The organism is Pantoea sp. (assembly GCF_032114055.1).
GTDB lineage: Bacteria > Pseudomonadota > Gammaproteobacteria > Enterobacterales > Enterobacteriaceae > Pantoea.
Genome location: NZ_DAMCTB010000018.1, coordinates 1 through 18,395 on the forward strand (window position 1 = coordinate 1; position 18,395 = coordinate 18,395).

The window sequence follows — 18,395 nt, forward strand, 5'->3', positions numbered from 1 at the left end:
CTCAGCGCGTTTCCCGTTGCCGGTGTGCCGTGTTGATGGAGGCGCATTATAGGGATCCCGTTTCAGAGCACAACCCTTTTTTTGGATCTTTTTTCTGAATGGTTATAAATGATCCAGATTGATGAGATCGCCAGCGATCCAGGCCAGAATTGGCTTGTCAGCTGGCTGAAATCACATCAGGCTGAGCTGAAAACACGATAAAGGAGAACATAATGACTTCTGCTCTGCGTCCCTATAAACATCTTTTTCCGCAAACCGGTCAGCGCGTCATGGTGGATCCCAGCAGTGTCGTCGTCGGCGATGTGGTTCTGGAAGATGACGTCAGCATCTGGCCGCTGGTTGCTATCCGGGGTGATGTAAACCAGGTTCGCATTGGCGCCCGCACCAATGTCCAGGACGGCAGTGTTCTGCATGTGACGCACAGGTCCGCATCTAATCCACAGGGTTACCCGCTGATTATTGGCGAGGATGTCACGGTCGGGCATAAAGCCATGCTTCACGGCTGCACCATTGGCAATCGCGTGCTGGTTGGTATGGGATCGATTCTGCTTGATGGCGTTATAGTAGAAGAAGAGGTAATGATTGGCGCGGGCAGTCTGGTGCCGCCCGGTAAAAGACTGGAGAGCGGCTACCTCTATCTGGGAAGTCCGGTCAGACAGATCAGGCCGCTGAATGAGAGTGAGAAAGAAGGTTTACGCTATTCCGCTAACAACTACGTTAGCTGGAAAGATGATTATCTGGCGGGCGATAACCAGATCCAGCCCTGATCATCAATACGATCCTGACGTATCGCTGCTTCGGCCTCATCTTCCAGATCCCAGCGATGGTGCTGAAACAGCGCCATCGCCTCACCTTCACCAAAACGCGCCACCAGCGACGCGCCGCCGATAGCACAGTTCAGCCGCATGCCGTTGACCAGCACCGGGAAACAGACAGCGTCCCGTTCTGCGTTATAGGTTTCCTCATCAGGAAACTGAATGGCCTGATTCATGGCTGCATGGCCTGCTTAAGCTGAACAATAACCGGCGCGATTTCTGGCATCACACCGTGCCACAGATAGAAGGCATGGGCGGCCTGGCCAACCAGCATACCCACACCATCGGCAAGATGCTGCGCGCCCTGCGCCTGGCACCAGCGCAAAAACGGCGTCAGCCCGCTTTGGTAAAACATGTCATAGCAGCGCACCCCGGCATGGATGAGCTCTGCAGGTAAAGGTGGCGTCTTCCCCTCTACGCCGCTTGAGGTGGCATTAATGATTAAGTCGAAATGTTGATTTGCCAGCTGATCGAAGTCAGAGGCGCGGATGGTGCCACACTTATTAAACAGGCTGGCCAGCTCTTCTGCCCGCGCGGCGGTGCGGTTGACCACTGTCAGTGTAACGCCTGATGAAAGCAGGGGCAGGATGACCCCGCGCGCCGCGCCGCCGGCGCCCACCAGCAACACATTGTCACCAGCATTGATCATCCCCAGCCTTTCAAGGTCGCTTAACAGGCCAATCCCATCCGTGTTATCGCCCTGGATCAGCCCATCGCTGAGCTTCTTCACCGTGTTTACCGCGCCGGATAGCGCGGCACGTTCGGTGAGCCGATCGGCAAATTCAAATGCCTGCTGTTTAAAAGGCAACGTCACGTTGGCACCACGTCCGCCCTGTTCAAAAAAATCCCTCAGCGCCTGAGCAAACCCTTCTATTGGCGCGCAGATACGGCCATAGCGATGTTCGATACCCGTCTGTTCAGCGAAAGCCTGATGGATCAGCGGAGATTTACTGTGGTTGATCGGATTACCGAAAACGGCGAAGTGGTCCATGCATTAACCCTGACGTATAAGTTCACCGCTGATGACATCGCGGATTTCGGAAGGATTGAGTCGTCCACCCGTCTTTCCTGACAGCACCGGGAAGTGCTCACCAAACTGGCGCTTCACCTCTTCTGCCGTGCGGCAGGGAGGCAGACCGGTCAGATTTGCGCTGGTTGATACCAGCGGTTTGCCAAATGCCCGGCAAATCGCCTGCACATCCGGATGGTCGCTGACGCGGATCGCCAGTGAATCAAACTGTCCGGTAAGCCAGCGCGGCGTCTGAGGCGGAACGGGGACAACAAACGTGACCGGGCCCGGCCAGCATGCAAACATCCGTTCCCGCTGGATCACAGAGAGTTCGCGTGCAGAGATGTAGGGCTCCAGCTGGCTGTAGTCAGCCGCGATCAGAATCAGCCCCTTCTCTACCGGACGCTGTTTCAGTGCCAGCAGGGCCATAACGGCGGATTCACTGTCAGGGTCACAGCCCAGACCAAATACGGCCTCAGTGGGATAGGCGATGACCGCCTGTCGATTCAACTGCGCAAGGCAGGTTTCAAGCGAATCGGCGAGGTGTTGATTTTCCATGAACGATCAATTCTCTTCAGTAATGGCTTTGCCACAACGCTTACTGGCGCAGAAGCGTTTCACGCCCTGCGCCGTCTTTTTCTCAACTAACAGCGGATACTGACAATAAGGGCAGATTCCGGCAACGGGTGTCAGGTTTACGACAAACTGGCAGGCCGGATAGCGATTGCATGAGTGAAACGTTTTGCCATAGCGGGAGCGGCGCTGAACCAGGTGGCCTTCATGACACTGCGGACAAGCCAGCGTGGTTTCATCCGGCTTGTCGATGGTTTCCGTGTATCCGCATTCCGGATAGTGGCTGCAGCCAATGAACATGCCAAAACGTCCCTGCCGCAGCACTTTATCTGCGCCGCATTCAGGACAGGAATGCCCTTCCAGCACTTTGACCACATGCCCGTCGGCCTGACTTTTTAAAGGACGAATGTAGTCGCACGCCGGATAGTTTGCACAGCCCAGGAAAGGACCGTGTTTACCGGAGCGGATAACCAGTTCTGCCCCGCAAGCGGGGCAGGGATCCTGTTTAGGCACCGTGAAAAGTGCAGCTTTACTCATAGCGATCAATGCATGAAAGGAAATTCAGTGCAGCATACCTTCATTGACGTCGAATAGCAGTTCTTCCATCTGCTGATAGGCGTTCTCACATCCCGGGATGTTGAACAATACCATCAGCACCACCCATTTGAGATCTTCCAGGTCGAACTCTGAAGTATCCAGCGCCATGACGCGTTCGATGACCATTTCACGGGTTTCTAGGTTCAGTACCTGAATCTGCTCCAGGAAAAGCAGGAAACCGCGGCTGTCAGCATCTAAACGCTTACTCTCTTCATCGGTGTAGATGCGCATAGAGAGCGGATCATTCGTCATTAAAACTGGCGCAACCAGTCCTTCCTGGTAATCCGCCAGTCTTTCCAGCCAGTTCAGCGCACTGTAAATATCTTCACGATGGAACCCGGCATCCGTCAGGTCGTCTGTCAATCTGTCCTGATCAACACCCATTTCTGCTTCGTTGTGAATATATGTCTCAAACAAATACATCAGTACGTCGAACATGGCATGCCCTCCTCAATCGGACATAGCCGCCGGGTACAGCTGCGATCCATCCTGCTAACTCCAGTTCCAGCAACTGAGCTGAGATAACTGGCACAGATTGGCCGGCACGTTCAGCGACAACGTCAACAGGTGTAACCTCATCACCTACGTTAGCCAACACATCAGCAAATGGCAATGGAGCAGCGTCACTCATCTCAGAATAAATTTCACTGGTCTGGATCGGCGGCAGCCAGTGGAGTGCGCTGGCCAGGTCTTCCAGGATGTTATTGGGATGAGCCACCAGCAGTGCTCCCTGCTGGATCAGCCAGTTTACGCCTTCACTAAGCGGGTTACCGAGCGCACCCGGCAAAGCGTAGACATTGCGGTTCTGCTCCAGCGCATAACGGGCCGTCACCAGCGAGCCACTCCTGAGCGTTGCCTCTGCGACCAGCACGCCATGGCTCAGGCCACTGATAATGCGGTTGCGGCGCGGAAAGTTAAGCGGATGCGGGATCGCCGTCAGCGGAAACTCCGATATGACGGCCCCGCCCTGCTCAACCATCTCAGCGGCCAGCCGGGCATGATTTTTGGGGTAGAGCTGCTGCAGGCCACTGCCTAACACCGCCACCGTTTTCCCGCCCGCGTTCAGGGCGGCCTGATGGGCCACACCATCGATCCCCCGCGCCAGTCCGCTGGTGATGGTCAGACCGCTGAGCGACAGGTGTCGGGTAAACCAGTCGCACCAGTATCGGCCATTGTGCGAACTATTGCGGCTCCCCACCACGGCTAACTGAGGGGTACTGAGTATGTCAGGATCGCCATTGATATAAAGCAACGGGGGAAAGTGACGCGTCTCTTTGAGACGGAGAGGATAGGCTGCATCCAGTGCAGTGACCAGATGGTGGGACGGGCTCTGCGCCAGCCAGGTGTGCACTTCTGCAACCTTCTGATCGCTGAAGCCATTATATTGCTGACGCTGATTCTCATCTAACCCAGCCCGGATCAGGGACTCAGAGTCTGCAGCACCGGCATCGGTTTTCTGCACCGCATCAGTCCAGCGTTTCCCTGTCATTCCACTGACGGCCGCCAGCCGCATATAGTGCGCTAATTTATCCATTTTCGGCTCCCTGATCGCCCCGGCTTCCTGCCGCACAATGCTGTCAATCAGGCCCCGAAAAGTCTACAATATGGGGTAGTAATCTTTTCACAACCGAATACAGATCTGGATATTTATGTCAGTTTTGCAGGTATTACATTTCCCTGACGAGCGCCTGCGCAAAGTCGCCGCGCCCGTTAAAGAAGTTAACGCAGACATTCAGCGTATCGTTGACGATATGTTCGACACGATGTACGCCGAAGAGGGTATCGGTCTTGCGGCAACGCAGGTCGATATTCACCAGCGCATTATCGTGATTGATGTTTCTGAAAGTCGCGAAGAGCGTTTAGTGCTGATCAACCCTGAGCTGCTTGAAAAAAGCGGTGAAACCGGTATCGAAGAGGGCTGTCTCTCTATTCCGGAACAGCGTGCTTTTGTTCCGCGCGCCGAGCGGGTGAAGGTTCGTGCGCTGGATCGCGACGGTAAAAGTTTCGAGCTGGAAGCCAGCGAGCTACTGGCCATCTGTATCCAGCATGAGATCGATCATCTGGAAGGTAAACTGTTTATCGATTATCTGTCGCCGCTGAAGCGTCAACGGATCAAAACGAAGTTAGAGAAGCTGGCGCGACAGAACGCCCAGGCTTCCTGAGAACACAAAAAGGGATAAACGTGTCTGCCCCGCTAAAAATCATTTTTGCCGGCACACCTGACTTTGCAGCGCGTCATCTTGACGCGCTGCTTGCTTCTGAACATCAGGTTATCGGCGTATTCACCCAGCCCGACCGTCCTTCGGGTCGCGGTAACAAATTAACGCCTGGCCCGGTTAAAACGCTGGCCCTGGCGCATAACATCCCGGTCTTTCAGCCTAAGTCTCTGCGACCTGAAGAGAATCAGCAGCTGGTCGCTGATTTGCAGGCCGATGTGATGGTGGTGGTGGCCTATGGATTGATTCTGCCGAAAGCCGTGCTTGATATGCCCCGCCTGGGCTGTATCAACGTTCATGGCTCGCTGCTGCCTCGCTGGCGCGGCGCGGCGCCAATTCAGCGCGCGCTCTGGGCGGGCGACAGCGAAACTGGCGTCACTATCATGCAGATGGATGTGGGTCTGGATACCGGCGATATGCTCTATAAGCTTGCCTGTCCGATTACTGCTCAGGATACCAGCGCCACGCTCTATGACCGGCTGGCCGGACTCGGCCCGCAGGGGCTGCTGGAGACGCTGACGCTACTGAATACGCAGCAGGCCTCACCAGAGAAACAGGATGAGACGCAGGCTAACTATGCTGAAAAGCTCAGCAAAGAAGAGGCGCGGCTTGACTGGACCCTCTCTGCGGAGCAGCTTGAGCGGTGTATTCGCGCGTTTAATCCCTGGCCGATGAGCTTTTTCACTGTCGGCGATCAGCCGATCAAAGTCTGGCAGGCAAGTGTGCTGCCGCACTGTGATCGTTCACCAGGCGAAATCATCAGTGCTGACAAGCACGGCATCCGGATTGCGACGGCTCAGGGTGTTCTGAACCTCCTGCAGTTACAGCCCGCCGGTAAAAAACCGATGCCGGCTCAGGATCTTCTCAACTCGCGCCGGGAATGGTTTGAACCTGGAACCCTTCTGGACTGACTCTCCTGCCCGGTGACTCGCCGGGCTTTTTGTTTGATGACAACATCCTATGACTAAATCAATTAACCTGCGTAGCCTCTCCGCTCAGCTCATCGAGCGCGTCGTCGACAAAGGTGAATCCCTGAATACGGCCCTGCCTGCCGCCCAGAAAAAACTTTCTGATAAAGACAGTGCCTTAGTGCAGGAGATCTGTTTCGGCGTCCTGCGCACCCTACCGCAGCTGGAAGCTCTGATCGGTAAACTGATGGAACGTCCACTGACCGGTAAGCAGCGGGTTCTGCACTATCTGATCATGGTCGGGCTGTATCAGCTGGAGTATACCCGTGTTCCTGCCCATGCCGCGCTGGCAGAAACCGTCGCGGGTGCCGAGGCGCTGAAGCGTACCAGTCTGAAAGGCCTGCTGAATGGCGTGCTGCGCCAGTTCCAGCGCCAGCGGGAAACCCTGCTCGCCAGCATTCAGGAGGGTCCGCAGCGTTATTTGCATCCGGGCTGGCTGCTGAAACGCCTGCAGCACGCCTGGCCGGCGCAGTGGCAGCAGATTGTGGAAGCGAATAATCAGCGTCCACCGATGTGGCTGCGGGTCAATCGTCAGCATCACGATCGAGATGCCTGGCTCGCGTTGCTGGCCGAAAGCGGCCGCAGTGCGCAGCCCGCTGACGACGTACCGGATGCGCTGCGGCTCGATGCCCCGGCGCCGGTCAGTCAGTTACCCGGCTTTGAACAGGGCTGGGTGACCGTGCAGGATCTATCTGCGCAGCGCTGCGCGCAGCTGCTTGAGCCACAGAATGGCGAACAGATTCTGGATCTCTGCGCGGCGCCCGGCGGCAAAACCACCCATATTCTCGAAATCGCGCCTGAAGCCAGCGTGCTGGCGGTCGACGTGGATGCACAGCGCCTGAAGCGGGTTAATGAGAATCTGACCCGACTGGGCATGAACGCCGAAGTGAAACAGGGTGACGGAAGAACACCTCAACAGTGGTGCGGCGAGCGTCAGTTTGACCGTATTCTGCTGGATGCCCCCTGCTCCGCTACCGGCGTTATTCGCCGTCATCCCGACATCAAATGGCTGCGCCGGGATCGTGATATCGCCGAGCTGGCCTCGCTTCAGCGTGAAATTCTGGACGCTATATGGCCCCATCTGAAGCCTGGCGGTACGCTAATCTATGCCACCTGTTCTATCCTGCCTGAAGAGAATCATCAGCAGATAGAGGCTTTTCTCCAGCGTCAGCCTGATGCCCAGGCCGTGCCGCTGCAGGATGCGCCCGCGAACGGGTTACAGGTTTTCCCGCAGGCCGAAGGCGGAGATGGTTTCTTCTACGCGAAGCTGATAAAGAAATCGGGTACAAACTGAGATGAGTAGTGATAAGCGATGAAAATAATCATTCTGGGTGCAGGACAGGTTGGCGGCACGCTGGCAGAGAATCTGGTCGGCGAGAACAACGATATCACGGTGGTTGATACCGATGCGTCGCGCCTGCGTCATCTGCAGGATAAGTTCGATCTTCGCGTGGTACAGGGTCATGGTTCCCATCCGCGCATTCTGCGTGAGGCAGGCGCCGAAGATGCCGACATGCTGGTTGCCGTCACGAACTCCGACGAAACCAACATGATTGCCTGCCAGATTGCCTATTCGCTTTTCAATACGCCAAATCGCATCGCCCGTATTCGCGCTGCCGACTATCTGCGTGACGCAGAGAAGTTATTTATCCCTGAAGCGGTGCCTATCGATCACCTGATCTCACCGGAACAGCTGGTAATCGAAAATATCTATCGCCTCATCCAGTATCCCGGCGCTTTGCAGGTGGTGAATTTTGCGGAGGGAAAAGTCAGCCTGGCCGTGGTCAAAGCTTACTATGGCGGACCGCTGGTTGGTAATCCGCTGTCGATTATGCGTGAACACATGCCGCATATCGACACGCGCGTCGCCGCTATTTTTCGTCAGGATCGCCCTATTCGTCCGCAGGGCTCTACCATCGTCGAAGCCGGGGATGAGATCTTCTTCATCGCAGCCAGCCAGAACATTCGTGCGGTGATGAGTGAAATGCAGCGGCTGGAGAAACCCTACAAGCGCATTATGCTGGTCGGCGGCGGCAACATTGGTTTTGGCCTGGCGCAGCGTCTGGAAAAACACTACAGCGTGAAGCTCATCGAGCGTAACCCTCAGCGCGCCGCAGAGCTGGCAGAACATCTGCAGGACACCGTGGTCTTCTATGGCGACGCGTCAGATCAGGAGCTGCTGGCTGAAGAACATGTTGAACAGGTCGATCTCTTTATCGCCGTCACCAATGACGATGAAGCTAACATCATGTCAGCCATGCTGGCGAAAAAGATGGGTGCCAAAAAGGTGATGGTGCTGATTCAGCGCCGCGCCTATGTCGATTTGGTTCAGGGCAGCGTGATTGATATCGCAATTTCGCCTCAGCAGGCGACCATCTCTGCTCTGCTGGGACATGTACGCAAAGCCGATATCGTAGGCGTCTCTTCATTACGACGTGGTATCGCAGAAGCGATCGAAGCAATAGCACATGGCGATGAATCTACATCGCGCGTTGTTGGCCGCTCGATTGATGATATCAAACTGCCGCCTGGCACCATTATTGGCGCGGTGGTCCGCGGCAACGACGTGATGATCGCCAATGACAATCTGCGTATCGAACAGGGTGACCATGTCATTATGTTCCTGACCGACAAAAAGTTTGTCTCAGACGTGGAACGTCTCTTCCAGCCAAGCCCATTTTTTCTCTGAATATTGGGCCGCAGAAGCAGCGGCAGGCAAAACTGCCGCTTAATTGGCTGTGTGAATGGCAAAACCAGCCAGGTTTGTTAGACTTTATGACATTGACCAGGGCAAGGAGAGAAGTATGAGTTTAATCAAAGAGTTTCGTGAGTTTGCAATGCGCGGCAATGTGATAGATCTGGCCGTCGGTGTCATTATCGGTGCCGCTTTCGGTAAGATCGTTTCATCACTGGTGGCCAACATCATTATGCCGCCGCTGGGCTTGCTGATTGGTGGCGTCGACTTTAAATCTTTCCAGTGGGTGCTTAAACCTGCAACTGGCGATGCGCCAGCCGTGGTCATGCAGTATGGTATTTTTCTGCAGACTATCTTCGATTTCGTGATCATCGCATTTGCCATCTTTATGGCTATCAAACTGATGAATCGTCTGTATAAGAAAAAAGAAGTCGAGAAGCCGGTTGCAAAACCTTCAAATGAAGAAGTGCTGCTGACTGAAATCCGCGATCTGCTGAAACAGCAGAATACCCGCGTATAGTGTCAGAGCTGGCAGGCCTTATCTGACGCTTTTAGCAAAAGGGCAGTGATAAGACGCTTTCTTATCACTGCCCTCCCATCCGTTCCTCTTGTTGTGTTTTTCCTTCCGCTTAAAACTTCCTTTACCCTTTTGTTTCTGCTCCACGCGCTGCCTGAAGAGCGGGTCGTGTAACAGAGCCTGAATTGCGTTATCGCGAATCTGCCCTTTGGTATGCTGGTATTTACTCATGACGCCTCCTGTTGGGATGGAGTAATACTTTATGCTTTTGCAGCAAAATAACAATACGCTTATTTATCCTGCGCCCCGCCACGCTCCAGCGCCTCCAGAATTGAGCACGAAATACTACTGTGGCTGTCACCACAACAGGCATCGGAAAGATGCCGTAGCGAACGCTGCATCGTTTCCAACTCTGCGATCATTTCAGCCACTTCACTCAGTCGCTTTTCAACAATCGCTTTGGATTCCTGGCAGGTATGATGCTCAGGATCGACCCGAATCGAAAGAAGCTCTCTGATTGCTTCGAGGCTGAATCCAAGTTTTCGCCCATAGCGGATAAACTTCAGGCGCTGAAGGTCGCCCTCATTATAGAGACGAAATCCACCTTCCGTTCGCACGTCATGATCCATCATCTGCTGCTTTTCATAAAAGCGGATAGTATCTGGCGTCACCTCTGCCAGCTTCGCTAATTGTCCGATGCGAAACATTCACTCCTCCTCGCGAAATCGCTGCTCAATCGCCGTGGAATAGGATCCGTGCAGAAAATCGGTACTCATGCCCGCCTGACGCAACCTCAACTCCAGTATCTGCAGCCGGTGACAGTGATCCTGATAATGACGATCTTCGGGATCGAGCTGCCGGATCAGATCGTTTACTTCAACCGCCTCGCGTCTCAGCTCAAGCTCGGGTGGCAGAAAGCCTGCATTTTTCAGTAACCGGTAGCCGGCTCTTAATTCCGGCGGAACGTGACTGTCATCATCCAGCTGCAGCGGCTTGCCGGCACCGGGAAGATTACTCAGCTCGCCTTTTTCCAGTGCTGCTTTGATATGCTGTTCAGCAAGTTCGTCAACCAGCCACATAGCTGACTCCTCTGAAGTTAATCACTCTGCTTTTAAAATAGTAAATTTCAGGCAATAAAAAACCCGCCGGAGCGGGTTTTTTACGTTGCTGCAGATTACTCTGCGGCTGCTTCTGCTTGAGCTTCTGGACGATCAACCAGCTCGATGTAAGCCATCGGAGCGTTGTCACCAGCACGGAAGCCACACTTCAGAATGCGAGTGTAACCACCGGCACGGCTCGCGAAACGCGGGCCCAGCTCGTTAAACAGTTTTGCCACGATCTCGTTATCACGAGTACGGGCGAATGCCAGACGACGATTAGCTACGCTGTCGGTCTTGGCAAGAGTAATCAGCGGCTCAACTACGCGACGCAGTTCTTTGGCTTTCGGCAGAGTCGTTTTGATGATCTCGTGACGAACCAGAGAACCGGCCATGTTGCGGAACATAGCCTGACGATGGCTGCTGTTGCGGTTCAGTTGACGACCACTCTTACGATGGCGCATGACCTTATCCTTCTCAGTGAAACCTTAACCTGTGATCTGATTATTCATCAGCAATGCTTGCTGGCGGCCAGTTCTCAAGGCGCATGCCCAGAGAAAGACCACGCGAAGCCAGCACATCTTTAATCTCAGTAAGAGATTTTTTACCAAGGTTAGGCGTTTTAAGCAGCTCAACCTCGGTACGCTGTACCAGATCACCGATGTAGTGGATAGCTTCTGCCTTGAGGCAGTTAGCAGAGCGGACAGTCAATTCCAGATCGTCAACAGGGCGCAGCAGGATCGGATCGAATTCTGGTTTCTCTTCTTTCACTTCCGGCTGACGTACATCACGTAAGTCAACGAAAGCTTCAAGTTGTTCTGCCAGAATGGTCGCCGCACGACGAATCGCCTCTTCAGGATCGATTGTGCCGTTGGTTTCCATTTCGATGACCAGCTTGTCCAGGTCGGTACGCTGCTCAACACGCGCTGCTTCAACATTGTAGGCGATACGGTCTACAGGGCTGTAGCAAGCGTCAACGAGCAGACGGCCGATTGGGCGCTCATCTTCTTCCGAATGAATTCGGGCAGAAGCCGGTACATAGCCACGACCACGCTGAACTTTGATGCGCATGCTGATAGCTGCGTTCTCATCGGTCAGATGGCAAATGACATGCTGAGGCTTGACGATTTCGACATCACCATCATGGGTAATGTCGGCTGCAGTCACAGGGCCAATGCCAGATTTATTCAGGGTCAGAATAACTTCATCTTTACCCTGAACTCTTACCGCCAGCCCTTTCAGGTTGAGCAGGATTTCCAGGATATCTTCCTGTACGCCCTCTTTGGTGCTGTACTCATGGAGTACACCATCAATTTCAACCTCGGTCACCGCGCAACCCGGCATGGATGAAAGCAGAATACGGCGCAGTGCGTTACCAAGAGTATGGCCAAAGCCACGCTCTAAAGGCTCAAGGGTCACCTTGGCGTGCGTCGAACTCACTTGCTCGATATCTACCAGGCGCGGTTTTAGAAACTCTGTCACAGAACCCTGCATTGTGTCCTCTCTTTGGTACTAAGCTTTACTTAGAGTAAAGCTCGACGATCAGGTGTTCGTTAATGTCCGCAGACAGATCAGTACGTTCAGGAATACGCTTGAACACACCTTCCATCTTAGTCGCATCAACTTCCAGCCAGGTTGGCTTTTCACGCTGCTCAGCCAGCTCCAGAGCGGCCTTCACGCGAGATTGCTTTTTGGCTTTCTCACGGATGCTAACGACATCATTCGGAGATACCTGATAAGAAGCGATGTTAACAACGCGACCATTTACCAGAACAGACTTATGGCTTACCAGCTGACGTGCTTCTGCACGAGTGGCACCAAAGCCCATACGATAAACAACGTTGTCCAGACGACCTTCCAGCAGAGCCAACAGGTTTTCACCGGTGTTGCCTTTCAGACGAGCTGCTTCTTTATAATAGTTACGGAACTGACGCTCCAGCACGCCGTAGATACGACGAACTTTCTGCTTTTCACGTAACTGACCGCCGTAATCAGACAGACGCGGTTTACGCGCACCATGCTGACCAGGGGCTTGTTCAATCTTACACTTGGAATCGATCGCGCGAACGCCAGACTTAAGGAATAAGTCAGTGCCCTCACGACGGCTCAGCTTGAGCTTAGGACCCAAATATCTTGCCATTTTCTTTCTCCAACTATCCTAAAAAACGGGCGTTATACGCGACGTTTTTTCGGCGGACGACAACCGTTATGAGGGATAGGAGTCACATCAGTAATATTAGTGATGCGGAAACCAGCGGCGTTCAGAGCACGAATAGTTGATTCGCGGCCTGGACCCGGACCCTTTACCATAACTTCCAGATTCTTAATTCCGTAATCTTTTACCGCTTCTGCACAGCGCTCTGCAGCGACCTGAGCAGCAAACGGAGTGGATTTACGTGAACCGCGGAAACCGGAACCACCGGCGGTTGCCCAACCCAGTGCGTTACCCTGACGATCAGTAATAGTAACGATGGTGTTGTTAAAAGAAGCATGGACATGAGCCACGCCATCTGAGACTTGTTTTCTTACACGCTTACGTGCACGAACTGGTGCCTTTGCCATTATTTACTCACCCCGATTATTTCTTGATCGGTTTACGCGGACCCTTACGGGTACGTGCGTTGGTCTTGGTGCGCTGACCGCGAACCGGAAGACCACGACGATGGCGCAAACCACGGTAGCAACCAAGGTCCATAAGACGCTTGATGCTCAGGGTGATTTCACGGCGCAGATCACCTTCAACAACGAATTTCGCAACTGCGTCACGCAGCTGATCAATTTGTTCTTCAGACAGCTCACTGATCTTAACATTTTCAGCAATACCCGTTGAAGCGCAGATGGCTTTAGAACGAGTTTTGCCGATACCGAAGATCGAAGTTAATGCGATAACGGTATGTTTTTGATCAGGAATGTTAATGCCTGCTATACGGGCCACTATGCACTCCTATAATTAAACAAGCACGTCCCATGCTGAAAAGCCCGTTTTCAGGATACTCAAATGGAAACGCACTGACATACAAAAGATTGGCTGGCTAATCTAGCCAGCTCAACCCGACTTTGCAAGAAAAATATGTGACTAAATCAGCCTTGGCGCTGTTTATGCTTTGGCTCGGCACTGCAGATCACACGCACGACACCGTCGCGACGAATGATTTTGCAGTTACGACATAATTTCTTGACGGAAGCACGAACTTTCATTTTTACTCTCCGTAACTTCTCAACCAACTGAATTAACGGCCGTAGCCTTTCAGGTTAGCTTTCTTCAGTGCAGACTCATACTGACTCGACATCATCAGAGTTTGCACTTGAGCCATAAAGTCCATGATGACGACAACTACGATAAGCAGGGAAGTACCGCCAAAGTAGAAGGGAACCTTCATCGCATCACGCATGAACTCCGGGATAAGGCAGATAAAGGTAATATACAGCGCGCCGATTAAGGTCAAACGCGTCATCACTTTATCAATATACTTCGCCGTTTGCTCTCCCGGACGAATTCCCGGTACGAATGCACCAGACTTCTTCAGGTTATCTGCTGTTTCACGTGGGTTGAAAACTAACGCCGTGTAGAAGAAACAGAAGAAGATGATTGCAGTCGCATAGAGTAGCACATAAAGCGGCTGTCCTGGCTGCAAATACAGCGAAATTGTTGTCAGCCAGTTCCAACCGGTACCGCCCCCAAACCACGATGCAATCGTTGCCGGGAACAGAATAATGCTGGAAGCAAAGATGGCTGGAATAACACCTGCCATATTCACTTTCAACGGTAAATGTGTGCTCTGTGCAGCGTAAACGCGACGACCTTGCTGACGTTTTGCGTAGTTCACCACAATGCGGCGTTGACCACGTTCAACGAAGATAACAAAGAAAGTCACTGCGAATACGAGTACTGCAACCAACAGCAACAAGAGGAAGTGCAGGTCGCCTTGCCGCGCTTGCTCGATGGTATGGCCAATGGCCGGCGGAAGACCCGCAACAATACCCGCGAAGATAATGATCGAAATACCGTTACCGATACCCCGTTCAGTAATCTGTTCGCCCAGCCACATCAGGAACATCGTTCCTGAGACCAGACTCACAACAGCGGTAAAGTAGAAGGCAAAGCCTGGATTCATTACCAGACCTTGCATTCCTGGCATATTCGGCAGACCGGTAGCAATACCGATCGACTGGAATATAGCCAATACCAACGTACCGTATCGGGTGTACTGACTGATCTTACGACGGCCAGCCTCCCCTTCCTTCTTGATTTCCGCTAACGCTGGATGAACCACCGTTAGAAGCTGGATAATAATCGATGCCGAAATATACGGCATGATACCCAGCGCGAAAATAGAAGCACGGCTAAGAGCACCACCAGAGAACATGTTAAACATTTCAATGATGGTGCCACGCTGTTGCTCAAGCAGTTTGGCAAGTACAGTGGCATCAATACCAGGGATTGGAATAAAAGAGCCAATACGGAAGACAATGAGTGCGCCGATAACAAACAGTAGTCTGCGTTTCAGCTCACCAAAGCCGCCTTTGGCGCTTTGAAAATCTAATCCCGGTTGTTTAGCCATCTGCTACTTATTCCTCGATTTTACCGCCAGCAGCTTCGATTGCAGCACGAGCACCTTTGGTGACACGCAGACCGCGAACCGTTACCGGTGTAGAAACTTCACCAGACAGAATGACTTTAACGAATTCAATCTGAACACCGACAATGTTGGCTGCTTTCAGCGCGTTCAGGTCGACGATACCGCCTTCAACTTTCGCCAGATCAGACAGACGAATCTCTGTAGTGATCATTGCTTTGCGAGAGGTGAAACCGAACTTCGGCAGACGACGGTACAGAGGCATCTGACCACCTTCGAAACCGCGACGTACGCCACCGCCAGAACGAGAGTTCTGACCTTTGTGACCACGACCACCGGTTTTTCCGAGGCCAGAACCGATACCACGACCCAGACGCTTAGTAGCGTGCTTAGACCCTTCGGCCGGAGACAGAGTATTTAAACGCATCTCTTACTCCTCCACTTTAACCATATAGGAAACCGCGTTAACCATACCGCGTACTGCAGGCGTGTCTTCACGCTCAACGGTGTGGCCAATACGACGCAGACCCAGGCCAACCAGAGTGGCTTTATGCTTAGGCAAGCGGCCGATTGAGCTACGGGTTTGAGTGATTTTAATAGTCTTAGCCATCGTGATTACCCCAGAATTTCTTCAACGGATTTACCACGCTTAGCAGCGACCATTTCCGGAGATTTCATATTGCCCAGGCCGTCGATAGTTGCACGAACCACGTTAATCGGGTTTGTAGAACCATAGGCTTTAGCCAGAACGTTATGAACTCCAGCGACTTCCAGAACGGCGCGCATTGCACCACCGGCGATGATACCGGTACCTTCTGAAGCCGGCTGCATGAACACGCGGGAACCCGTGTGTGCACCTTTAACAGGGTGCTGCAGGGTGCCGTTGGTCAGCGCGACGTTAACCATGTTGCGACGGGCTTTCTCCATCGCTTTCTGGATCGCTGCTGGAACTTCACGCGCTTTACCGTAACCAAAACCTACGCGACCATTACCATCGCCTACCACAGTCAGAGCTGTGAAGGAGAAGATACGACCACCTTTAACAGTTTTAGAAACACGGTTTACCGCGATCAGTTTTTCCTGCAGTTCGCCAGCTTGTTTCTCGATGTGTGCCATCTTAGACCTCTACCTTAGAACTGAAGGCCAGCTTCACGGGCAGCATCTGCCAGTGCCTGGACGCGACCATGATATTGGAAACCGGAACGGTCGAAAGAAACACCAGTGATGCCTTTTTCGATTGCGCGTTCTGCAATAGCTTTACCTACTGCAGCTGCGGCTTCTTTATTACCGGTATACTTCAGTTGTTCAGTGATAGCTTTTTCTACAGTAGAAGCAGCGACCAGAACTTCGGAACCGTTCGGGGCGATTACCTGTGCGTAAATATGACGCGGGGTACGATGTACCACCAGGCGAGTAGCACCCAGCTCTTTGAGCTTGCGACGTGCACGGGTCGCACGACGGATACGAGCAGATTTCTTATCCATAGTGTTACCTTACTTCTTCTTAGCCTCTTTGGTACGCACGACTTCGTCGGCGTAACGGACACCCTTGCCTTTGTAAGGCTCAGGACGACGGTAGGCGCGCAGGTCCGCTGCAACCTGACCAATCAGCTGCTTATCAGCGCCTTTCAGCACGATTTCAGTCTGAGTTGGACACTCTGCAGTGATACCCGCGGGCAGCTGGTGATCGACTGGATGAGAAAAGCCCAGAGACAGATTGATCATGTTGCCTTTGATGGCCGCACGATAACCTACACCAACCAGCTGCAGCTTCTTAGTGAAGCCTTCGGTAACACCGATAACCATTGCGTTCAGCAGCGCGCGAGAAGTACCCGCCTGCGCCCAGCCGTCAACGAAACCTTCGCGCGGAGCGAAAGTCAGAGCGTTGTCAGCATGCTTAACTTCAACAGCATCATTGATAGTACGAGTCAGCTCGCCGTTTTTACCTTTAATCGAAATTACCTGACCGTCGAGTTTTACCTCTACGCCGGCAGGAACAACGACAGGTGCTTTAGCAACACGAGACATATGTATCCTCCGATTACGCTACGTAGCAGATAATTTCGCCACCAAGACCAGCCTGGCGCGCTGCACGATCAGTCATGACACCTTTGGATGTAGAAACTACAGCGATGCCCATACCAGCCATTACTTTTGGCAGCTCATCTTTTTTCTTATAGATGCGCAGGCCAGGACGGCTTACTCGCTGAATGCTTTCTACAACAGCTTTACCCTGGAAATACTTAAGAGTCAGTTCCAGTTCCAGCTTGATGTCGCCTTCGATTTTGAAATCTTCAATATATCCTTCTTCCTTCAGAACGTTGGCAATTGCCAATTTCAGCTTGGAGGAAGGCATGGTGACCGCAACTTTGTTCGCGGCCTGACCGTTACGGATACGGGTCAGCATATCCGCGATCGGATCTTGCATGCTCATCTGTGTTACTCCCGTGATTCAATTGGTGACAATTACCAGCTAGCCTTTTTCAGACCCGGGATTTCACCACGCATGGCGGCTTCGCGGACCTTGATACGGCTCAACCCAAACTTCCGCAGGAAACCGTGCGGACGACCTGTTTGACGGCAGCGGTTACGCTGACGTGAAGGGCTGGAATCACGTGGCAGACTCTGCAGCTTCAGAACGGCATTCCAACGATCTTCGTCAGAAGCGTTCACATCAGAAATGATCGCTTTCAGTTCAGCGCGTTTAGCGAAGAACTTGTCTGCTAATTTCACACGCTTAACTTCGCGTGCTTTCATAGATTGCTTAGCCATTAAGTAACCCTACCTTACTTACGGAACGGGAAGTCAAAGGCAGCCAGCAGTGCACGGCCTTCATCATCAGATTTCGCAGTAGTGGTAATGGTGATATCCAAACCACGAACGCGATCGACTTTGTCGTAGTCGATTTCTGGGAAGATGATCTGTTCACGCACACCCATGCTGTAGTTGCCACGGCCATCGAATGACTTAGCGGACAAGCCACGGAAGTCACGGATACGTGGAACAGCAATGGTGACCAGACGCTCAAAGAACTCCCACATGCGCTCGCCACGCAGAGTTACTTTACAGCCGATCGGATAGCCCTGACGGATTTTGAAGCCTGCAACTGATTTGCGTGCTTTGGTGACCAGCGGTTTTTGACCGGAGATTGCTGCCAGATCAGCTGCTGCGTTATCCAGCAGTTTCTTGTCAGCGATCGCTTCACCAACACCCATGTTCAGGGTGATCTTCTCGACCCGAGGGACTTGCATGACAGAATTGTAGCCAAACTCTGTCATGAGTTTCTGGACTACTTCGTCTTTGTAGTAATCATGCAGTTTCGCCATCGTACT

At 52.8% G+C, this 18,395-nt stretch carries 30 protein-coding genes; 6 read left to right on the top strand and 24 right to left on the bottom strand.

The window, feature by feature from the left end:
- Positions 1 to 212: 212 nt before the first annotated feature.
- On the top strand, positions 213 to 767 hold the full coding sequence (locus RT657_RS19020; protein ID WP_313656339.1) for a gamma carbonic anhydrase family protein: 555 nt from the start codon (positions 213 to 215) through the stop codon (positions 765 to 767).
- Here RT657_RS19020 and RT657_RS19025 read toward each other — a convergent pair.
- Genes RT657_RS19025 through dprA form a run of 6 tightly spaced genes read right to left on the bottom strand, consistent with a single transcriptional unit; the run spans position 734 to position 4,528 of the window.
- On the bottom strand, positions 734 to 991 hold the full coding sequence (locus RT657_RS19025; protein WP_313656340.1) for a DUF1488 domain-containing protein: 258 nt from the start codon (positions 989 to 991) through the stop codon (positions 734 to 736). The two genes, RT657_RS19020 and RT657_RS19025, sit on opposite strands and share 34 nt — an antisense overlap.
- Positions 988 to 1,806, bottom strand: a complete 819-nt coding sequence (gene aroE, locus RT657_RS19030) for a shikimate dehydrogenase (RefSeq protein WP_313656341.1) — start codon at positions 1,804 to 1,806, stop codon at positions 988 to 990. The genes RT657_RS19025 and aroE overlap by 4 nt, the downstream gene beginning before the upstream one ends.
- A 3-nt stretch (positions 1,807 to 1,809) precedes the next feature.
- Positions 1,810 to 2,382, bottom strand: a complete 573-nt coding sequence (gene tsaC, locus RT657_RS19035) for an L-threonylcarbamoyladenylate synthase type 1 TsaC (RefSeq protein WP_313656343.1) — start codon at positions 2,380 to 2,382, stop codon at positions 1,810 to 1,812.
- 6 nt (positions 2,383 to 2,388) lie between these two features.
- Complete coding sequence (locus RT657_RS19040) at positions 2,389 to 2,934, bottom strand: topoisomerase DNA-binding C4 zinc finger domain-containing protein (RefSeq protein ID WP_313656344.1); 546 nt, start codon at positions 2,932 to 2,934, stop codon at positions 2,389 to 2,391.
- 24 nt (positions 2,935 to 2,958) lie between these two features.
- A complete protein-coding gene (gene smg / locus RT657_RS19045; protein ID WP_313656345.1) occupies positions 2,959 to 3,432 on the bottom strand; it encodes a DUF494 family protein Smg in 474 nt (157 codons plus the stop codon).
- On the bottom strand, positions 3,404 to 4,528 hold the full coding sequence (dprA, locus tag RT657_RS19050; protein ID WP_313656346.1) for a DNA-protecting protein DprA: 1,125 nt from the start codon (positions 4,526 to 4,528) through the stop codon (positions 3,404 to 3,406). The genes smg and dprA overlap by 29 nt, the downstream gene beginning before the upstream one ends.
- Positions 4,529 to 4,643: 115 nt before the next feature.
- On the opposite strand from dprA, the gene def reads away from it, so the two are divergent.
- The 5 genes from def (at position 4,644) to mscL (ending at position 9,393) form a co-directional block, all read left to right on the top strand.
- Complete coding sequence (gene def / locus RT657_RS19055; protein ID WP_111140918.1) at positions 4,644 to 5,156, top strand: peptide deformylase; 513 nt, start codon at positions 4,644 to 4,646, stop codon at positions 5,154 to 5,156.
- Positions 5,157 to 5,176: 20 nt separating this feature from the next.
- Positions 5,177 to 6,121, top strand: a complete 945-nt coding sequence (gene fmt / locus RT657_RS19060) for a methionyl-tRNA formyltransferase (RefSeq protein WP_313656347.1) — start codon at positions 5,177 to 5,179, stop codon at positions 6,119 to 6,121.
- Positions 6,122 to 6,170: 49 nt separating this feature from the next.
- Entirely contained in the window at positions 6,171 to 7,472 is a 1,302-nt protein-coding gene (rsmB, locus tag RT657_RS19065) for a 16S rRNA (cytosine(967)-C(5))-methyltransferase RsmB (protein WP_313656348.1), read from the top strand.
- 18 nt (positions 7,473 to 7,490) lie between these two features.
- On the top strand, positions 7,491 to 8,867 hold the full coding sequence (trkA, locus tag RT657_RS19070; protein ID WP_313656349.1) for a Trk system potassium transporter TrkA: 1,377 nt from the start codon (positions 7,491 to 7,493) through the stop codon (positions 8,865 to 8,867).
- 115 nt (positions 8,868 to 8,982) lie between these two features.
- On the top strand, positions 8,983 to 9,393 hold the full coding sequence (gene mscL, locus RT657_RS19075) for a large-conductance mechanosensitive channel protein MscL (RefSeq protein ID WP_111140922.1): 411 nt from the start codon (positions 8,983 to 8,985) through the stop codon (positions 9,391 to 9,393).
- A gap of 18 nt (positions 9,394 to 9,411) precedes the next feature.
- Here mscL and RT657_RS19080 read toward each other — a convergent pair whose 3' ends face one another.
- The 18 genes from RT657_RS19080 to rplE all read right to left on the bottom strand — a co-directional run bounded on the left by RT657_RS19080 (position 9,412) and on the right by rplE (position 18,389).
- A complete protein-coding gene (locus RT657_RS19080; protein ID WP_313656350.1) occupies positions 9,412 to 9,621 on the bottom strand; it encodes an alternative ribosome-rescue factor A in 210 nt (69 codons plus the stop codon).
- Between the two features lie 59 nt (positions 9,622 to 9,680).
- Complete coding sequence (gene zntR, locus RT657_RS19085; RefSeq protein ID WP_313656351.1) at positions 9,681 to 10,097, bottom strand: Zn(2+)-responsive transcriptional regulator; 417 nt, start codon at positions 10,095 to 10,097, stop codon at positions 9,681 to 9,683.
- The gene (locus tag RT657_RS19090) at positions 10,098 to 10,469 is read right to left on the bottom strand and encodes a DUF1992 domain-containing protein (protein ID WP_313656352.1); all 372 of its coding nucleotides are present in this window, start codon (positions 10,467 to 10,469) and stop codon (positions 10,098 to 10,100) included. It abuts the gene before it with no gap.
- Positions 10,470 to 10,564: 95 nt separating this feature from the next.
- Complete coding sequence (rplQ, locus tag RT657_RS19095; protein ID WP_003850180.1) at positions 10,565 to 10,951, bottom strand: 50S ribosomal protein L17; 387 nt, start codon at positions 10,949 to 10,951, stop codon at positions 10,565 to 10,567.
- A gap of 40 nt (positions 10,952 to 10,991) precedes the next feature.
- On the bottom strand, positions 10,992 to 11,981 hold the full coding sequence (locus tag RT657_RS19100) for a DNA-directed RNA polymerase subunit alpha (RefSeq protein ID WP_003850179.1): 990 nt from the start codon (positions 11,979 to 11,981) through the stop codon (positions 10,992 to 10,994).
- A 25-nt stretch (positions 11,982 to 12,006) separates the two neighbouring features.
- Complete coding sequence (gene rpsD, locus RT657_RS19105; RefSeq protein WP_008927131.1) at positions 12,007 to 12,627, bottom strand: 30S ribosomal protein S4; 621 nt, start codon at positions 12,625 to 12,627, stop codon at positions 12,007 to 12,009.
- A 32-nt stretch (positions 12,628 to 12,659) separates the two neighbouring features.
- Positions 12,660 to 13,049, bottom strand: coding sequence for a 30S ribosomal protein S11 (rpsK, locus tag RT657_RS19110; RefSeq protein WP_004160563.1), 390 nt, complete (start codon positions 13,047 to 13,049; stop codon positions 12,660 to 12,662).
- A gap of 16 nt (positions 13,050 to 13,065) precedes the next feature.
- A complete protein-coding gene (rpsM, locus tag RT657_RS19115; protein ID WP_003850176.1) occupies positions 13,066 to 13,422 on the bottom strand; it encodes a 30S ribosomal protein S13 in 357 nt (118 codons plus the stop codon).
- Positions 13,423 to 13,568: 146 nt separating this feature from the next.
- A complete protein-coding gene (rpmJ, locus tag RT657_RS19120; RefSeq protein WP_004160566.1) occupies positions 13,569 to 13,685 on the bottom strand; it encodes a 50S ribosomal protein L36 in 117 nt (38 codons plus the stop codon).
- Positions 13,686 to 13,717: 32 nt separating this feature from the next.
- Positions 13,718 to 15,049: a preprotein translocase subunit SecY gene (gene secY, locus RT657_RS19125; protein WP_003850175.1), complete on the bottom strand. Its 1,332-nt coding sequence runs from the start codon at positions 15,047 to 15,049 to the stop codon at positions 13,718 to 13,720.
- Between the two features lie 7 nt (positions 15,050 to 15,056).
- Positions 15,057 to 15,491 (bottom strand): 50S ribosomal protein L15, encoded by a 435-nt coding sequence (gene rplO, locus RT657_RS19130; RefSeq protein WP_003850168.1) that lies wholly within the window; start codon positions 15,489 to 15,491, stop codon positions 15,057 to 15,059.
- A gap of 3 nt (positions 15,492 to 15,494) precedes the next feature.
- Positions 15,495 to 15,674, bottom strand: coding sequence for a 50S ribosomal protein L30 (gene rpmD / locus RT657_RS19135; protein ID WP_003850166.1), 180 nt, complete (start codon positions 15,672 to 15,674; stop codon positions 15,495 to 15,497).
- A 5-nt stretch (positions 15,675 to 15,679) separates the two neighbouring features.
- A complete protein-coding gene (gene rpsE, locus RT657_RS19140; RefSeq protein ID WP_003850164.1) occupies positions 15,680 to 16,180 on the bottom strand; it encodes a 30S ribosomal protein S5 in 501 nt (166 codons plus the stop codon).
- 14 nt (positions 16,181 to 16,194) lie between these two features.
- Positions 16,195 to 16,548 (bottom strand): 50S ribosomal protein L18, encoded by a 354-nt coding sequence (gene rplR, locus RT657_RS19145; RefSeq protein WP_003850163.1) that lies wholly within the window; start codon positions 16,546 to 16,548, stop codon positions 16,195 to 16,197.
- A gap of 9 nt (positions 16,549 to 16,557) precedes the next feature.
- On the bottom strand, positions 16,558 to 17,091 hold the full coding sequence (gene rplF, locus RT657_RS19150; RefSeq protein ID WP_313656353.1) for a 50S ribosomal protein L6: 534 nt from the start codon (positions 17,089 to 17,091) through the stop codon (positions 16,558 to 16,560).
- A 13-nt stretch (positions 17,092 to 17,104) separates the two neighbouring features.
- Complete coding sequence (rpsH, locus tag RT657_RS19155) at positions 17,105 to 17,497, bottom strand: 30S ribosomal protein S8 (protein WP_003850158.1); 393 nt, start codon at positions 17,495 to 17,497, stop codon at positions 17,105 to 17,107.
- Between the two features lie 32 nt (positions 17,498 to 17,529).
- Positions 17,530 to 17,835, bottom strand: a complete 306-nt coding sequence (rpsN, locus tag RT657_RS19160; protein ID WP_010618564.1) for a 30S ribosomal protein S14 — start codon at positions 17,833 to 17,835, stop codon at positions 17,530 to 17,532.
- A gap of 14 nt (positions 17,836 to 17,849) precedes the next feature.
- On the bottom strand, positions 17,850 to 18,389 hold the full coding sequence (gene rplE / locus RT657_RS19165) for a 50S ribosomal protein L5 (protein WP_003850155.1): 540 nt from the start codon (positions 18,387 to 18,389) through the stop codon (positions 17,850 to 17,852).
- Positions 18,390 to 18,395: the final 6 nt, after the last annotated feature.

What these genes read in the sequence shown, in the direction of transcription:
- RT657_RS19020 (WP_313656339.1), top strand. Translation starts at nt 213, where the DNA reads ATGACTTCTGCTCTGCGTCCCTATAAACATCTTTTTCCGCAAACCGGT.
- RT657_RS19025 (WP_313656340.1), bottom strand. Translation starts at nt 991, where the DNA reads ATGAATCAGGCCATTCAGTTTCCTGATGAGGAAACCTATAACGCAGAA.
- aroE (WP_313656341.1), bottom strand. Translation starts at nt 1,806, where the DNA reads ATGGACCACTTCGCCGTTTTCGGTAATCCGATCAACCACAGTAAATCT.
- tsaC (WP_313656343.1), bottom strand. Translation starts at nt 2,382, where the DNA reads ATGGAAAATCAACACCTCGCCGATTCGCTTGAAACCTGCCTTGCGCAG.
- RT657_RS19040 (WP_313656344.1), bottom strand. Translation starts at nt 2,934, where the DNA reads ATGAGTAAAGCTGCACTTTTCACGGTGCCTAAACAGGATCCCTGCCCC.
- smg (WP_313656345.1), bottom strand. Translation starts at nt 3,432, where the DNA reads ATGTTCGACGTACTGATGTATTTGTTTGAGACATATATTCACAACGAA.
- dprA (WP_313656346.1), bottom strand. Translation starts at nt 4,528, where the DNA reads ATGGATAAATTAGCGCACTATATGCGGCTGGCGGCCGTCAGTGGAATG.
- def (WP_111140918.1), top strand. Translation starts at nt 4,644, where the DNA reads ATGTCAGTTTTGCAGGTATTACATTTCCCTGACGAGCGCCTGCGCAAA.
- rsmB (WP_313656348.1), top strand. Translation starts at nt 6,171, where the DNA reads ATGACTAAATCAATTAACCTGCGTAGCCTCTCCGCTCAGCTCATCGAG.
- trkA (WP_313656349.1), top strand. Translation starts at nt 7,491, where the DNA reads ATGAAAATAATCATTCTGGGTGCAGGACAGGTTGGCGGCACGCTGGCA.
- mscL (WP_111140922.1), top strand. Translation starts at nt 8,983, where the DNA reads ATGAGTTTAATCAAAGAGTTTCGTGAGTTTGCAATGCGCGGCAATGTG.
- RT657_RS19080 (WP_313656350.1), bottom strand. Translation starts at nt 9,621, where the DNA reads ATGAGTAAATACCAGCATACCAAAGGGCAGATTCGCGATAACGCAATT.
- zntR (WP_313656351.1), bottom strand. Translation starts at nt 10,097, where the DNA reads ATGTTTCGCATCGGACAATTAGCGAAGCTGGCAGAGGTGACGCCAGAT.
- RT657_RS19090 (WP_313656352.1), bottom strand. Translation starts at nt 10,469, where the DNA reads ATGTGGCTGGTTGACGAACTTGCTGAACAGCATATCAAAGCAGCACTG.
- rplQ (WP_003850180.1), bottom strand. Translation starts at nt 10,951, where the DNA reads ATGCGCCATCGTAAGAGTGGTCGTCAACTGAACCGCAACAGCAGCCAT.
- RT657_RS19100 (WP_003850179.1), bottom strand. Translation starts at nt 11,981, where the DNA reads ATGCAGGGTTCTGTGACAGAGTTTCTAAAACCGCGCCTGGTAGATATC.
- rpsD (WP_008927131.1), bottom strand. Translation starts at nt 12,627, where the DNA reads ATGGCAAGATATTTGGGTCCTAAGCTCAAGCTGAGCCGTCGTGAGGGC.
- rpsK (WP_004160563.1), bottom strand. Translation starts at nt 13,049, where the DNA reads ATGGCAAAGGCACCAGTTCGTGCACGTAAGCGTGTAAGAAAACAAGTC.
- rpmJ (WP_004160566.1), bottom strand. Translation starts at nt 13,685, where the DNA reads ATGAAAGTTCGTGCTTCCGTCAAGAAATTATGTCGTAACTGCAAAATC.
- secY (WP_003850175.1), bottom strand. Translation starts at nt 15,049, where the DNA reads ATGGCTAAACAACCGGGATTAGATTTTCAAAGCGCCAAAGGCGGCTTT.
- rplO (WP_003850168.1), bottom strand. Translation starts at nt 15,491, where the DNA reads ATGCGTTTAAATACTCTGTCTCCGGCCGAAGGGTCTAAGCACGCTACT.
- rpmD (WP_003850166.1), bottom strand. Translation starts at nt 15,674, where the DNA reads ATGGCTAAGACTATTAAAATCACTCAAACCCGTAGCTCAATCGGCCGC.
- rpsE (WP_003850164.1), bottom strand. Translation starts at nt 16,180, where the DNA reads ATGGCACACATCGAGAAACAAGCTGGCGAACTGCAGGAAAAACTGATC.
- rplR (WP_003850163.1), bottom strand. Translation starts at nt 16,548, where the DNA reads ATGGATAAGAAATCTGCTCGTATCCGTCGTGCGACCCGTGCACGTCGC.
- rplF (WP_313656353.1), bottom strand. Translation starts at nt 17,091, where the DNA reads ATGTCTCGTGTTGCTAAAGCACCTGTCGTTGTTCCTGCCGGCGTAGAG.
- rpsH (WP_003850158.1), bottom strand. Translation starts at nt 17,497, where the DNA reads ATGAGCATGCAAGATCCGATCGCGGATATGCTGACCCGTATCCGTAAC.
- rpsN (WP_010618564.1), bottom strand. Translation starts at nt 17,835, where the DNA reads ATGGCTAAGCAATCTATGAAAGCACGCGAAGTTAAGCGTGTGAAATTA.
- rplE (WP_003850155.1), bottom strand. Translation starts at nt 18,389, where the DNA reads ATGGCGAAACTGCATGATTACTACAAAGACGAAGTAGTCCAGAAACTC.